At 71.6% G+C, this 12,555-nt stretch carries 8 protein-coding genes and 1 pseudogene; 6 read left to right on the forward strand and 3 right to left on the reverse strand.

Annotated features, from left to right (window positions below):
- The first annotated feature begins 8 nt into the window (after nucleotides 1-8).
- Nucleotides 9-2,186 (forward strand): 3-hydroxyacyl-CoA dehydrogenase NAD-binding domain-containing protein, encoded by a 2,178-nt coding sequence (locus tag ACGFYV_RS23480; protein WP_393880390.1) that lies wholly within the window; start codon nucleotides 9-11, stop codon nucleotides 2,184-2,186.
- A 25-nt stretch (nucleotides 2,187-2,211) separates the two neighbouring features.
- Here ACGFYV_RS23480 and ACGFYV_RS23485 read toward each other — a convergent pair whose 3' ends face one another.
- Nucleotides 2,212-2,970 carry a MerR family transcriptional regulator gene (locus tag ACGFYV_RS23485; RefSeq protein ID WP_393880391.1) on the reverse strand — a complete coding sequence of 253 codons (759 nt, stop codon included), beginning with the start codon at nucleotides 2,968-2,970 and terminating at the stop codon, nucleotides 2,212-2,214.
- Nucleotides 2,971-3,219: 249 nt separating this feature from the next.
- Here ACGFYV_RS23485 and ACGFYV_RS23490 point away from each other — a divergent pair, with 249 nt between their 5' ends.
- The 3 genes and pseudogenes from ACGFYV_RS23490 to ACGFYV_RS23500 all read left to right on the forward strand — a co-directional run bounded on the left by ACGFYV_RS23490 (nucleotide 3,220) and on the right by ACGFYV_RS23500 (nucleotide 5,991).
- On the forward strand, nucleotides 3,220-4,686 hold the full coding sequence (locus ACGFYV_RS23490) for an amino acid permease (RefSeq protein ID WP_393880392.1): 1,467 nt from the start codon (nucleotides 3,220-3,222) through the stop codon (nucleotides 4,684-4,686).
- An 88-nt stretch (nucleotides 4,687-4,774) separates the two neighbouring features.
- A pseudogene (locus ACGFYV_RS23495) lies at nucleotides 4,775-5,050 on the forward strand (Appr-1-p processing protein); the annotation flags it as partial.
- The gene (locus tag ACGFYV_RS23500) at nucleotides 5,047-5,991 is read left to right on the forward strand and encodes a PfkB family carbohydrate kinase (RefSeq protein WP_393880393.1); all 945 of its coding nucleotides are present in this window, start codon (nucleotides 5,047-5,049) and stop codon (nucleotides 5,989-5,991) included. The pseudogene ACGFYV_RS23495 and the gene ACGFYV_RS23500, both read left to right, overlap by 4 nt.
- A 59-nt stretch (nucleotides 5,992-6,050) precedes the next feature.
- Here the strand turns inward: ACGFYV_RS23500 and ACGFYV_RS23505 are convergent, their stop codons facing one another.
- On the reverse strand, nucleotides 6,051-7,544 hold the full coding sequence (locus ACGFYV_RS23505) for a M1 family metallopeptidase (RefSeq protein ID WP_393880394.1): 1,494 nt from the start codon (nucleotides 7,542-7,544) through the stop codon (nucleotides 6,051-6,053).
- 173 nt (nucleotides 7,545-7,717) lie between these two features.
- Here ACGFYV_RS23505 and ACGFYV_RS23510 point away from each other — a divergent pair, with 173 nt between their 5' ends.
- Nucleotides 7,718-9,712: a Xaa-Pro dipeptidyl-peptidase gene (locus ACGFYV_RS23510; RefSeq protein ID WP_393880395.1), complete on the forward strand. Its 1,995-nt coding sequence runs from the start codon at nucleotides 7,718-7,720 to the stop codon at nucleotides 9,710-9,712.
- Between the two features lie 51 nt (nucleotides 9,713-9,763).
- Here the strand turns inward: ACGFYV_RS23510 and ACGFYV_RS23515 are convergent, their stop codons facing one another.
- Nucleotides 9,764-10,672, reverse strand: coding sequence for an FAD-dependent oxidoreductase (locus ACGFYV_RS23515; RefSeq protein ID WP_393880401.1), 909 nt, complete (start codon nucleotides 10,670-10,672; stop codon nucleotides 9,764-9,766).
- A 117-nt stretch (nucleotides 10,673-10,789) separates the two neighbouring features.
- Between ACGFYV_RS23515 and ACGFYV_RS23520 the strand changes: the two genes are divergently transcribed.
- Entirely contained in the window at nucleotides 10,790-12,430 is a 1,641-nt protein-coding gene (locus ACGFYV_RS23520; protein ID WP_393880396.1) for an ABC-F family ATP-binding cassette domain-containing protein, read from the forward strand.
- Nucleotides 12,431-12,555 lie beyond the last annotated feature (125 nt).

The following is a 12,555-nucleotide window of genomic DNA, read 5'->3' on the forward strand; positions in this document are numbered from 1 at the left end:
CGACTGTCATGACCGAGAGCACCACCATCCGCTGGGAGCAGGACGACACCGGTGTCGTCACCCTCGTCCTGGACGACCCCGACCAGTCCGCGAACACCATGAACCAGGCGTTCCGCGCCTCCCTCGCCGCGATCACCGATCGGCTGGAGGCCGAGCAGGACTCCGTCCGCGGCATCATCGTCACCTCCGCCAAGAAGACCTTCTTCGCGGGCGGCGACCTGCGCGACCTGATCCGGGTCACCCCCGAGACCGCCCAGGAGCTGTTCGACGGCGGCCTCGCCATCAAGCGGAACCTGCGCCGCATCGAGACCCTCGGCAAGCCCGTCGTCGCCGCCATCAACGGCGCGGCCCTCGGCGGCGGCTTCGAACTCGCCCTCGCCTGCCACCACCGCGTCGCCCTCGACGCGCCCGGTTCCAAGATCGGCTGCCCCGAGGTCACCCTCGGCCTGCTCCCCGGCGGCGGCGGAGTCGCCCGTACCGTCCGCCTGCTCGGCATCACCGACGCGCTGCTGAAGGTGCTCCTGCAGGGCACCCAGTACAACCCGCGGCGCGCTCTGGACAACGGCCTCGTCCACGAGGTCGCCGAGACGCGCGAGGAGATGCTCGCCAAGGCCCGCGCCTTCATCGACGCCAACCCGGAGTCGCAGCAGCCCTGGGACAAGCCCGGCTACAGGATCCCCGGCGGGACGCCCGCCAACCCGAAGTTCGCCGCCAACCTGCCCGCCTTCCCGGCCAACCTGCGCAAGCAGACCAACGGCGCCCCCTACCCGGCCCCGCGCAACATCCTCGCCGCGGCCGTCGAGGGCGCCCAGGTCGACTTCGAGACCGCGCAGGTCATCGAGGCCCGCTACTTCGTGGAGCTGGCCGCCGGGCAGACGTCGAAGAACATGATCCAGGCGTTCTTCTTCGACCTCCAGGCCGTCAACTCCGGCGCCAACCGTCCCCAGGGCATCGAGCGCCGCACGGTACGCAAGGCCGCCGTGCTCGGCGCCGGCATGATGGGCGCGGGCATCGCCTACGCGTGCGCCCGCGCGGGCATCGACGTCGTCCTCAAGGACGTCACCCTGGAGGCGGCAGCCCGGGGCAAGGGCTACTCCGAGAAGCTGTGCGCCAAGGCCGTGGCCAGGGGCCGTACCAGCCAGGAGAAGGCCGACGCGCTGCTCGCCCGCATCACCCCCACCGCCGACGCGGCCGACCTCGCCGGCTGTGACGCGGTGATCGAGGCCGTCTTCGAGGACACCTCCCTCAAGCACAAGGTCTTCCAGGAGATCGAGTCCGTCGTCGAGCCCGACGCCCTCCTGTGCTCCAACACCTCCACGCTGCCCATCACCGCCCTCGCCGAGGGCGTGCAGCGCCAGGGCGACTTCATCGGGCTGCACTTCTTCTCGCCGGTCGACAAGATGCCGCTGGTCGAGATCATCAAGGGCGAGCGGACCGGCGACGAGGCCCTCGCGCGCGCCTTCGACCTGGTCCGGCAGATCAACAAGACGCCGATCGTCGTCAACGACTCCCGCGGCTTCTTCACCTCCCGGGTGATCGGCCACTTCATCAACGAGGGCGTCGCCATGGTCGGTGAGGGCGTCGAGCCCGCCTCCGTGGAGCAGGCCGCCGCCCAGGCCGGCTACCCGGCCAAGGTGCTCTCCCTCATGGACGAGCTGACCCTCACCCTTCCGCGCAAGATCCGGGGCGAGACGCGGCGGGCCGTGGAGGAGGCGGGCGGCACCTGGACCGCGCACCCGGCGGAGGCGGTCATCGACCGGCTCGTCGACGAGTTCGGCCGCACCGGCCGCAGCGGCGGCGCCGGCTTCTACGACTACACCGAGGACGGCAAGCGCGCCGGACTCTGGCCGGGCCTGCGCGAGCACTTCACGAAGCCCGGGTACGAGATCCCGTTCCGCGACATGCAGGAGCGGATGCTCTTCTCCGAGGCGATCGACACGGTACGACTCCTCGAAGAGGGCGTGCTGACCTCCGTCGCCGACGCCAACATCGGCTCGATCTTCGGCATCGGCTTCCCGGGCTGGACCGGCGGCGTCCTGCAGTACGTCAACGGTTACGAGGGCGGGCTGCCCGGGTTCGTGGCACGCGCGCGTGAGCTGGCCGAGCGCTACGGCGAGCGGTTCACCCCGCCCGCGCTGCTCGTGGAGAAGGCGCGGAAGGGGGAGACCTTCACCGACGGGCGCTGAGGCGCCGCCTCACGCGGGCGCCGCCTCACGCGGAGGGCGTACCCCGGGGAGCTTCGGCTTCCCGGGGCCGCTCCTCGCCCGGACCGTCCAGCCATTCCCGCAGCTCCTCCTTCAGCGAGCGCTGGAAGGTGGTCAGCAGGGCCTGCACCACCAGCGGGTGCATATGGGCGGAGAGCGACTTCACATCCTCGGTGTCGCGTTCGGCCACGGCGTCGCGCAGCAGCCCCGCCAGCTCGTGCGCCGCCGCGCGGGCGTGCTCGGTGAGCACACCGCGCGCCGCGAGGATCGTCTCCTGCGAGAACGGCACGTCGAGCAGCTGCACCGCGAGCCGCAGCAGACCGGTGTCGACCCGGACGGACTCCCCGTCGCGCTCCCCGTCGCGCGCGATGATGTCCATCGCCACCAGCCGCTCCACGTTCTCCTCGGTCAGCGGCCGTCCCGCCCGCCGGTCGAGTTCCGCACGGGAGACCGTCTCCACCGTGTCGGGCGCCCAGGAGGCGACCACCGCCCGCTGGATCGCCAGGTCGTGCGGGCTCAGGTCGGCCGGGAGCTGCCGCAGATGGCGCTCGATCGCGGTGAGGGTCATGCCCTGGTGCTGCATCTCCTCGATCAGCGCCAGCCGGGCCAGATGGTCGCGGCCGTAGTGGCCCACCCGGCGCGGACCGATCACCGGCGGCGGCAGCAGGCCCCGGGTGCTGTAGAAGCGGACCGTGCGCACGGTGACGCCGGACCGCGCGGCCAGCTCGTCGATGGTGAGCGTCGGTTCCTCGGCCTCGGTCGTCATGTCGAGCAGTATCGCTGTCTCACCAATGGTGTGAAACCCGCGCGGGCCCTGAGATGTGGAACCCGCGAAGGACATGTGAGGACTCTTGTGACAAGTGCCGCTCTGTGACCTGGACCACCGAGGATCGAGCGATCCCTCTGGGAGACTCCTGCATTGGTCCGTACCACGTCCGCGCCGGGGCGGTACCGGCCGGATCGTCAGGACACCCGGACCCACGAGGTCCGCGCGCACCAGGAAAGTGGAACCACTTTGAGCAAGGACGCCGTGGAATCGGCTCCGGCCACCGCCCCTGCGCAGGTGGCCCAGCCGCCCGCCGACGCAGGCGACGCCGGGTACAGCAAGGGTCTCAAGTCCCGCCACGTCAACATGATCGCCATCGGCGGCGCCATCGGCACCGGTCTGCTGCTGGGTGCCGGCGGCAGACTGCACAACGCGGGTCCGGCGCTCGCCCTGGCCTACCTGGTCTGCGGCATCTTCGCCTTCTTCGTCGTGCGGGCCCTCGGCGAGCTGGTCCTGTACCGGCCCTCGTCCGGCTCCTTCGTGTCGTACGCGCGTGAGTTCCTCGGCGAGAAGGGCGCGTACGTCGCCGGCTGGATGTACTTCCTGAACTGGTCGACGACCGGTATCGCCGACATCACCGCCGTCGCGCTCTACGCGCACTACTGGAGCATGTTCACCAGCATCCCGCAGTGGGTGCTCGCGCTGATCGCCCTGGCGGTGGTCCTCGCCGTGAACCTGATCTCCGTGAAGATCTTCGGCGAGATGGAGTTCTGGTTCGCGATCATCAAGGTCGCCACCATCGTCGGCTTCATGCTGATCGGCATCTTCCTGCTCGCCACCCAGCACAAGGTCGGCGGCCACACCCCCGGCCTGAGCATGATCACCGAGCACGGCGGCTTCTTCCCCCAGGGCGTGATGTCGGTCGTCCTGGTCATGCAGGGCGTGATCTTCGCCTACGCCGCGCTCGAACTGGTCGGCGTCGCCGCCGGCGAGACCGCCGAGCCGCACAAGGTCGTCCCGCGCGCGGTGAACTCGATCATGTGGCGCGTGGGCCTGTTCTACGTCGGCTCGGTCGTCCTGCTCGCCCTGCTGCTGCCCGGTTCGGTCTACCACGCCGGCGAGAGCCCGTTCGTCACCGTCCTGTCGAAGATCGGTGTCCCGGCGGCCGGCGACGTGATGAACCTGGTCGTGCTGACCGCCGCCCTGTCCTCGCTGAACTCCGGCCTGTACTCCACCGGCCGCATCCTGCGCTCCATGGCGATGTCCGGCTCGGCGCCGAAGTTCACCGCCCGCATGAACCGCAGCCAGGTCCCCTACGGCGGCATCCTGCTGACCTGCTCGGTCTGCGTGCTCGGCGTCGGCCTGAACTACCTGATGCCCGCCCAGGCCTTCGAGATCGTGCTGGAGGTCGCCTCCCTCGGCATCATCAGCACCTGGGTGATCATCATGCTCTGCCACATGGCCTTCGTCCGGCGCGCCAAGGCGGGTCTGGTCATCCGGCCGACGTTCCGCATGGGGGGCAGCCCCTACACGGAGATCGCCACGATCGCCTTCCTGCTCTTCTGCCTCGGCATGATGTGGAACGACCCCGAGGTCGGCCGCAAGGTCCTCATGCTCATCCCCGTCATCGCCGCCGCACTGGTCGCCGGCTGGTTCGGCGTGCGCCGCCAGGTGTCGCAGACCGCCGACCAGGAACTGGGCGACCTGACGAAGTAGCAGCTCAGAGCCACTGTCAGTGGCATCGCCTACGGTGGCGTCATGTCGGGGACCACGATCACGTATGCCCGGGGTGACGCCACCGTTCCGTGTCGAGCCGGACGTGTGGGTGGCCAACATGGTCGGCCGGCGCGGCATCAGAACCGGCGGCAAGGGCGTGCCCGTGCGCTACGAGGCCATCGACACCGCCCTCGGCCGCCTCGCGGACCAGGTGGTCGAACTCGGCGCGTCCGTGCACATGCCCCGCATAGGCTGCGGCCTGGCGGGCGGCAAGTGGTCCCGCATCGAGCCACTGATCACCGAGCGCCTCGTGAAACGCGGGATCGCGGTGACGGTGTACGACCACGGGGAGGGCGGGGGATGACCTCACAGGCGGGGGCGGGTACGGGTGACAGCGGGGCGGGGGCGGTCGATGTCCTGGTGCTGGGCGGGGCCGGGGTGGACACGATCGTGCCGGTTCCCGAGCTGCCGTTGCCGTACGCCGACAGTTACCTGATCGACTCCGGGATCCGTACCCGGGCCGGGCAGACCGGTGACTTCATCGCGCTGGGGCTGACCGCGCTCGGCCTGCGCACCCACCACATGGACCTGCTCGGGGACGACCCCGAGGGCGACCTCGTGCGCGACCTGCACCGGGAGCACGGCATCGCCCTCACCGCGCTCCCGCAGCCCGCCGGGACGAAGCGGGCCGTGAACCTCGTCGGCCCCGACGGGCGCCGGCTGTCGCTGTACGACACCAGCCGCGCCCACCCCGACGACCGCTTCCCCGGGGAGAGCCTGGGCGCGCTCGCCGCGGCGAGCGGGCACGTCCATGTGACCATCAGCCACCCCTGCGCCCACGCCCTGCCCGCGCTGATCGAGACGGGACTGCCCCTCTCCACCGACCTGCACGACTGGGACGGCGAGAATCCCTACCACGAGCCGTTCGCGTACGCGGCGGACGTCGTCTTCCTCTCCGCCTCCGCCCTCGCCGACCCCGAGCGGACCATGCGGCGCATCGCCGAGCGGGGCCGGGCCGAGGTCGTCGTCGCCACCGCCGGAGCGGAGGGCGCCCGGATGCTGGCCGGCGGCGAACTGACCCGGATACCCGCGGTGACGCCGCCCGCGCCGGTCGTGGACTCCAACGGCGCGGGCGACGCCTTCGCCGCCGCGTTCCTCTACGGGCGTCTCGCCGGCGAGGAGCCCACCCGGTGCGCCCTGTACGGCGCGGTCGCGGGTGCCTTCGCCTGCACCGTCCCGGCCGCCCGCACGGACGCGATAGGCCGCGAGGAACTTCTGGAGCGGGCGGCCGAGCTGACACCGTGACCCGACCGGGCGGCCGGCCGGGACCGTGAGGCGCCCCGTGGCGCCCCACGAGGGGCTCGTCAGTGCGCGTGGACGTCGTGCGTCGCCTCGATCTTCTTCCACGACGTCGGCTGCACCGCCGCCTTGGCCGTCCGGGCGAACGGCACCGCGTCCACCGAGGACGCGCCCGGCTTCGACGGCTGGAACAGCCAGGTGTCGAACAGCGCGGACAGCGATTTGCCGGAGACCTGCTCGGCGTACTGCCGGAAGTCGGCCACCGAGGCGTTGCCGTACGCGTGCTCCTTCGGCCAGCCCTTGAGTACGGCGAAGAACGCGTCGTCGCCGATCTCGTCGCGCAGCGCCTGGATCGCCAGCGCGCCCCGGTCGTAGACGGCGGCGTCGAACTGGTTGTCCGGACCCGGGTCGCCCGGCCTCACCGTCCAGAACGCGTCGTCGGCCGGGTGCGAGTCGTACACGTAGTCGGCGAGCTGCCGCGTGGTGCCCTCGTCCTCGTGCTCGGACCACAGCCACTGCGCGTACGTCGCGAAGCCCTCGTTGAGCCAGATGTCCTTCCAGCCCTTCAGCGACACGTCGTCGCCGTACCACTGGTGGGCCAGCTCGTGCACGACCACCGAGGTGTTGGAGCCCTTCGCGAACTGCTTCGGGCTGTAGTACACGAGGGTCTGCGTCTCCAGCGCGTACCCGGTGGTGGTGTTGGGGACGTACCCGCCGGCCGAGGAGAACGGGTACGGCCCGAAGTAGCCGCTCAGCCAGTCCACGATCTCCCCGGTGCGCTCGACGCTGGCCCGCGCGGCCCCGTCGTTGTCGCCGAGGTCTTGGCTGTAGGCGTTGACGACCGGCACCCCGCCCTCGGAGGTGCTCGTCGTGATGTCGAACCTGCCGAGGGCCAGCGTGGACAGATAGGTCGCCTGCGGCTTGTTCTGCCGCCAGCTGTAGCGGGTCCAGCCCAGCTTCGAACTGGTCGACTGGAGCGTGCCGTTGGAGATGGCCTGGGTGCCGTCCGGGACGGCGACCGACACGTCGTAGGTGGCCTTGTCGCCGGGGTGGTCGTTGCTCGGGAACCACCACCAGGCGGCCTCGGGCTCGTCGGCGGCGACCGCGCCGTCGGGTGTGCGGTGCCAGGTGGTGAAGCCGTAGGCGCTCTTCGTCGACGGCACCCCGCTGTAGCGGACGACGACCGTGACCGGCGTCCCCTTGGCCAGCGGTGTCTTCGGGGTCACGACCAGCTCGTGCTGACCGGACGTGGCGAAGGAGGCCTTGGCGCCGTTGACCCGCACCTCGCTCACGTCGAGCAGGAAGTCCAGGTCGAAGCCGGACAGGTCCTGCGTGGTCCTCGCCAGGATGGTGGCGGTGCCCTCCAGCTCGTCGGTCTCCGGCTGGTACCGCAGCCTCAGGTCGTAGTGCGAGACGTCGTAGCCGCCGTTGCCGTAGTACGGGTAGTAGGGGTCTCCGATGCCCGGCGCGCCGGGTGCGTAACTCGCGGCCGATGCCGGGGTCGCCAGCAGGAGGGAGGCCGCCGCCAATGCGCCCGGTGTGATGATTCTGCGGTGCACGTCAGCTCCAAGTCGTCAGGACAGGAAGTCTGTTCGAAGCCTATGCAGCCCCTGTGGCCTCAAACCCCTCCACGGCCCCCGCTGTCACACGACCGCCATGGGGAAGACACGATCCGGACAGTCGCCGGGATGCCTACTTCTGCAAGGGAGTTGACGCGCAGTACGGTCCGCCCATGCCGAAACGCACGCGCTTCACGATCGGGAGGCCCTTCACGGCCATGCTCGTCGGGGTCCTGACGGCCGCCTTCCTCACCCCCGTCGCCGCGCACGCCGCGCCCCGCGAGAGCCGGCCCGTCTACTCGTACGCGCACGCCGTGCGTGAGTCCGTCTGGGTGGACACCGGACTCGACGAGGACGGCGACGGGAAGACCGATCGCGTCGCCGCCGACATCGTCCGCCCGTCCGAACCGGCCCGGCAGGGCCGCAAGGTCCCGGTGATCATGGATGCCAGCCCCTACTACTCCTGCTGCGGGCGCGGCAACGAGAGCCAGGTCAAGACGTACGACGCGCAGGGCCGTGTCGTACAGATGCCCCTGTTCTACGACAACTACTTCGTGCCCCGCGGCTACGCCTTCGTCGGCGTCGACCTGACCGGGACCAACCGCTCCGACGGCTGTGTCGACGTCGGTGGCCGCTCGGACATCCGGTCCGCGAAGGCCGTCGTCGACTGGCTGAACGGCCGGGCCAGGGCGTACAGCGGTCGCACCGGCGGCACCCCGGTCAAGGCCACCTGGACGAACGGCCGCACCGGCATGATCGGCAAGAGCTGGGACGCGACCATCGCCAACGGCGTCGCCGCCACCGGCGTGAAGGGCCTGCGGACGATCGTCCCGATCAGCGGCATCTCCTCCTGGTACGACTACTACTTCGCCCAGGGCGCCCCGCTGTACGACGGAGGCCCCGACGAACTGGCCGGCTACGTCGAGAGCGACCAGGCGGGGGCCCACTGCGCCGCCGTGCAGCAGAAACTCGCCGACGGAAGCCCGCGCAGCGGCGACTGGACCCCGCTGTGGACCGAGCGGGACTACGTCAAGGACGCGGCGAAGGTCCGCGCCAGCGTGTTCCTCGTGCACGGCATGCAGGACCTCAACGTCCGCACCAAGCACGTCGGCCAGTGGTGGGACGCCCTGGCGAGGCACGGCGTCGAGCGCAAGATCTGGCTGTCCCAGACCGGCCACGTCGACCCGTTCGACTACCGGCGCGGCGCGTGGGTGGACACCCTGCACCGCTGGTTCGACCACGAACTCATGGGCTACGACAACGGCATCGACCGCGAGCCGATGGCGGACATCGAACGCCACCCCGACCAGTGGGTCACCTCCACGCTCTGGCCCCCGCACGGCACCCGCGCCACCACCCTGCACCCGGCCCCCGGAGCCGAACCGGGCGTCGGAACCCTCGGCCTCGACGCGGGCACGGGCACCGGAACCCGCACCGGCACCGGCACCGGCACCGGCACCGAGACGTTCACCGACGACCTGGAGCTGAGCGAGACCGACTGGGCCGCCCACCTCACCACCGCCACCACGGAGAAGGCCGGCTTCCTCACCGCGCCGCTCACCCGCGACCTGCGCCTCGCCGGTTCCTCCCAGGTGACCGTGACCGCCACCGCGACCACCACCTCGGCCCATCTGTCCGCCGTCCTGGTGGACCTCGGCCCCGACACCGTCCGTGACTTTGCCGACGGCGGCGAGGGCATCACCACGCTCACCGGCCGCACCTGCTGGGGCGCGAGCACGGCCGGGGACAGCGCCTGCTTCAAGAAGACCGAGGCGAAGACGGTCAGGGTCGAGAACACGGTGGTCAGCCGCGGCTGGGCCGACCTCGGTCATCACGCCTCCCTCGGCAAGGGCGTCCCGCTCACCCCGGGCAGGGCCTACACGATGACCCTGTCGCTGGCCGCCACCGACCACGTCTTCCCCGCGGGCCACCGGCTGGCGCTGATCGTCGCCGGCACGGACAAGGACCTCATCGACCCGCCCTCCACCAAGCCGACCCTCACCCTGGACCTCGCCCGTACGACCGCACGGCTCCCGCTGCTCGGCGGCCCGGCCGCCTTCGCCCGCGCCACGTCCGGCACCACGTCCGCCCCCACGGCCGCCGCCGGTGACCGGGTGTGGACCGGCGTCCGCGTACCCGACACGGTGGGACACATCCCGGCCGGCTGACCCCCGCAGCGGCCCGGCGAACGGCACACCCCGCCGTCCCCGGGCCGCTTCTCACCCCCCGGCCAGCCCCGCCGCCTCCCGTGCGCAGCCCCAGGCCACGGTGATCCCGGCGCCGCCGTGCCCGTAGTTGTGGACCAGGAGCGGGCCGTTCGGCAGGGGCTGACGTTCCAGGCGTACGGCGTGACGGGCGGGCCGGAGCCCGACGCGGTGGGCCAGGATCCGGGCCCCGGCGATCTCGGGACGGACTGACGCGCACCGCGCGACGATGGCGGCGGCGGTCTCGGGGTCCGGTTCCAGGGACCAGGCGTCCTCCTGTGCCGTGCCGCCCAGCAGCAGCCGGCCCGGCTGCGGGATGAAGTAGGTGGAGGCGTCGCAGGCATGGGCGACCGACGTGTACCAGGTCGTGATCCCCGGGTTCTCGACCACGACCAGTTGCCCGCGCACGGGACGCACGGCAGGATCCGGCACCAGCGAACGCGCCCCCAGCCCCGTGCAGTCGACCACGACCGGCGCCGGCACGGCGGCGAGGTCCGTCACCTCGCGCACCTCGACCGTGCCCCCGGCCTTCGTGAACCGGTCCCGCAGCCATGCCAGATGGACCGGCATGTCGATCACCGGAACCCGCGCGGCCAGCCCGCCGGCCACCGCCCGCAGCCCCGGGACCCGGCCCGCCCAGTCGCCCAGTTCCTCCAGCCGCGCCCCCTCGCTCACGCCCTCGACCAGGCGTACGCCGGTCTCCGCGGGCCGCGCCGCCAGTTCCTCGTACACCGCCAGGGTCTCCAGCGCCCAGGCGCCGACCAGCGGCTCGGGTTCGATCCGGTACGGCCACCACAGGCCGCCGGCGACCGCCGAGGTCGTGCGCTCGGCCGGCTCCCGCGTCCAGACCCGTACCGGGCGCCCGGACTCGGCCAGCACCACGGCCGTCGTCAGACCGGCGATCCCGCCACCGACCACGATCACGTCGTCATTCGACAAGGGCTCCACTCCGCTCATTCCGTCCCCGCGTATCGTCGGCGGACGCCCGCCGCCGTTCCAGCTCCGCGACCTTTGGTCACGGACATTAGGATCGGGCTCCTGATGACTGCCACCCTCGTCGCCAAGAACCTCGCCGCCGGGCACGGCGACCGCTCCCTCTTCGCCGGGCTCGACCTCGTCGTCGCGCCCGGTGACGTGATCGGGCTGGTCGGTGCCAACGGCGCGGGCAAGTCCACACTGCTGCGCCTGCTCGCCGGGCTGACCCCGCCCGAACAGGGCGAGTTCAGACTCTCCCCGCCGACCGCGACCGTCGGCCACCTGCCCCAGGAGCCCGAGCGCAGGCCGGGAGAGACGGTCCGGGCGTTCCTGGCCCGCCGCACCGGCGTCGCCGAGGCCCAGCGCGTGATGGACGAGGCCACACAGGCCCTGGTCGACGGCGCGCCCGGCGCCGACGACGCGTACGCGACCAGCCTGGAGCGCTGGCTCGACCTGGGCGGAGCCGACCTGGACGAGCGCGCGGAGGAGGTCGCCGACTCCCTCGGCCTCGCCGTGGACCTGGACCAGCCGATGACCTCCCTCTCGGGCGGCCAGGCGGCCCGCGCCGGCCTCGCCTCCCTCCTCCTGTCCCGCTACGACGTCTTCCTCCTCGACGAACCCACCAACGACCTCGACCTCGACGGCCTGGAGCGCCTGGAGCGGTTCGTCACCGGACTGCGCGCCGGCACGGTCGTCGTCAGTCACGACCGCGAGTTCCTCACCCGCACGGTGACCAAGGTCCTCGAACTCGACCTCGCCCAGGGGCAGATCAACCTCTACGGCGGTGGCTACGAGGCCTACCTGGAGGAACGGGACGTCGCCCGCCGGCACGCCCGCGACGACTACGAGGAGTACGCCGACAAGAAGGCCGCCCTCCAGGACCGCGCCCAGACGCAGCGCGGCTGGATGGACAAGGGCGTGAAGAACGCCCGGCGCAAGGCCGGCAACGACAACGACAAGATCGGCCGCAAGTTCCGCAGCGAGGCCAGCGAGAAGCAGGCCGCCAAGGCGCGGCAGACCCAGCGGATGATCGAGCGCCTGGAGGTGGTCGAGGAGCCGCGCAAGGAGTGGGAGCTGCGGATGGAGATCGCGCCGGCCCCGCGCTCCGGCGCGGTCGTGGCGACCCTGCGCGACGCGGAGGTCCGGCGCGGCGACTTCACTTTCGGCCCGGTGTCCCTGCAGATCGACTGGGGCGACCGGATCGCGGTCACCGGAGCCAACGGCGCCGGCAAGTCCACCCTGCTCGGCGCCCTGCTCGGCCGGGTCCCGCTCGACTTCGGGCACGCGGCCCTCGGCTCGGGCGTGCTCGTCGGCGAGGTCGACCAGGCCCGGGGGCTCTTCCACGGCCCCGAGGCCCTGCTCGACGCGTTCTGCGCGGCCGTCCCCGACACCGAGCCCGTCGAGGTCCGCACCCTGCTCGCCAAGTTCGGCCTCAAGTCGGAGCACGTCCTGCGCCCGGCCGCGACCCTCTCCCCGGGCGAACGCACCCGCGCCGCGCTCGCCCTCCTCCAGGGCCGGGGCGTGAACCTCCTCGTCCTCGACGAGCCGACGAACCACCTCGACCTGCCCGCCATCGAGCAACTGGAGTCCGCCCTGGACTCCTACACCGGCACCCTCCTCCTGGTCACCCACGACCGCCGCATGCTAGACGCGGTCGAGGTGACCCGGCGCTGGGAGGTCGCGGCCGGCAAGGTGACCGAGCGCTGACGGGGCCGGGCCCCGGGGGAGTACGCCATCGATGCCGTTGGTTAATTCCGGGGCCTAGCGTGACGTCGGCCTTCAAGACCCGGTTGTGGTCTTGAAGGCCGACGTTGTCGTATGGGGTGGGTGGG

Origin of the sequence: Streptomyces sp. NPDC048297, from assembly GCF_043201585.1 — a bacterium.
GTDB lineage: Bacteria > Actinomycetota > Actinomycetes > Streptomycetales > Streptomycetaceae > Streptomyces.

What these genes read in the sequence shown, in the direction of transcription:
- ACGFYV_RS23485 (WP_393880391.1), bottom strand. Translation starts at nt 2,970, where the DNA reads ATGACGACCGAGGCCGAGGAACCGACGCTCACCATCGACGAGCTGGCC.
- ACGFYV_RS23520 (WP_393880396.1), top strand. Translation starts at nt 10,790, where the DNA reads ATGACTGCCACCCTCGTCGCCAAGAACCTCGCCGCCGGGCACGGCGAC.
- ACGFYV_RS23500 (WP_393880393.1), top strand. Translation starts at nt 5,047, where the DNA reads ATGACCTCACAGGCGGGGGCGGGTACGGGTGACAGCGGGGCGGGGGCG.
- ACGFYV_RS23510 (WP_393880395.1), top strand. Translation starts at nt 7,718, where the DNA reads ATGCCGAAACGCACGCGCTTCACGATCGGGAGGCCCTTCACGGCCATG.
- ACGFYV_RS23480 (WP_393880390.1), top strand. Translation starts at nt 9, where the DNA reads ATGACCGAGAGCACCACCATCCGCTGGGAGCAGGACGACACCGGTGTC.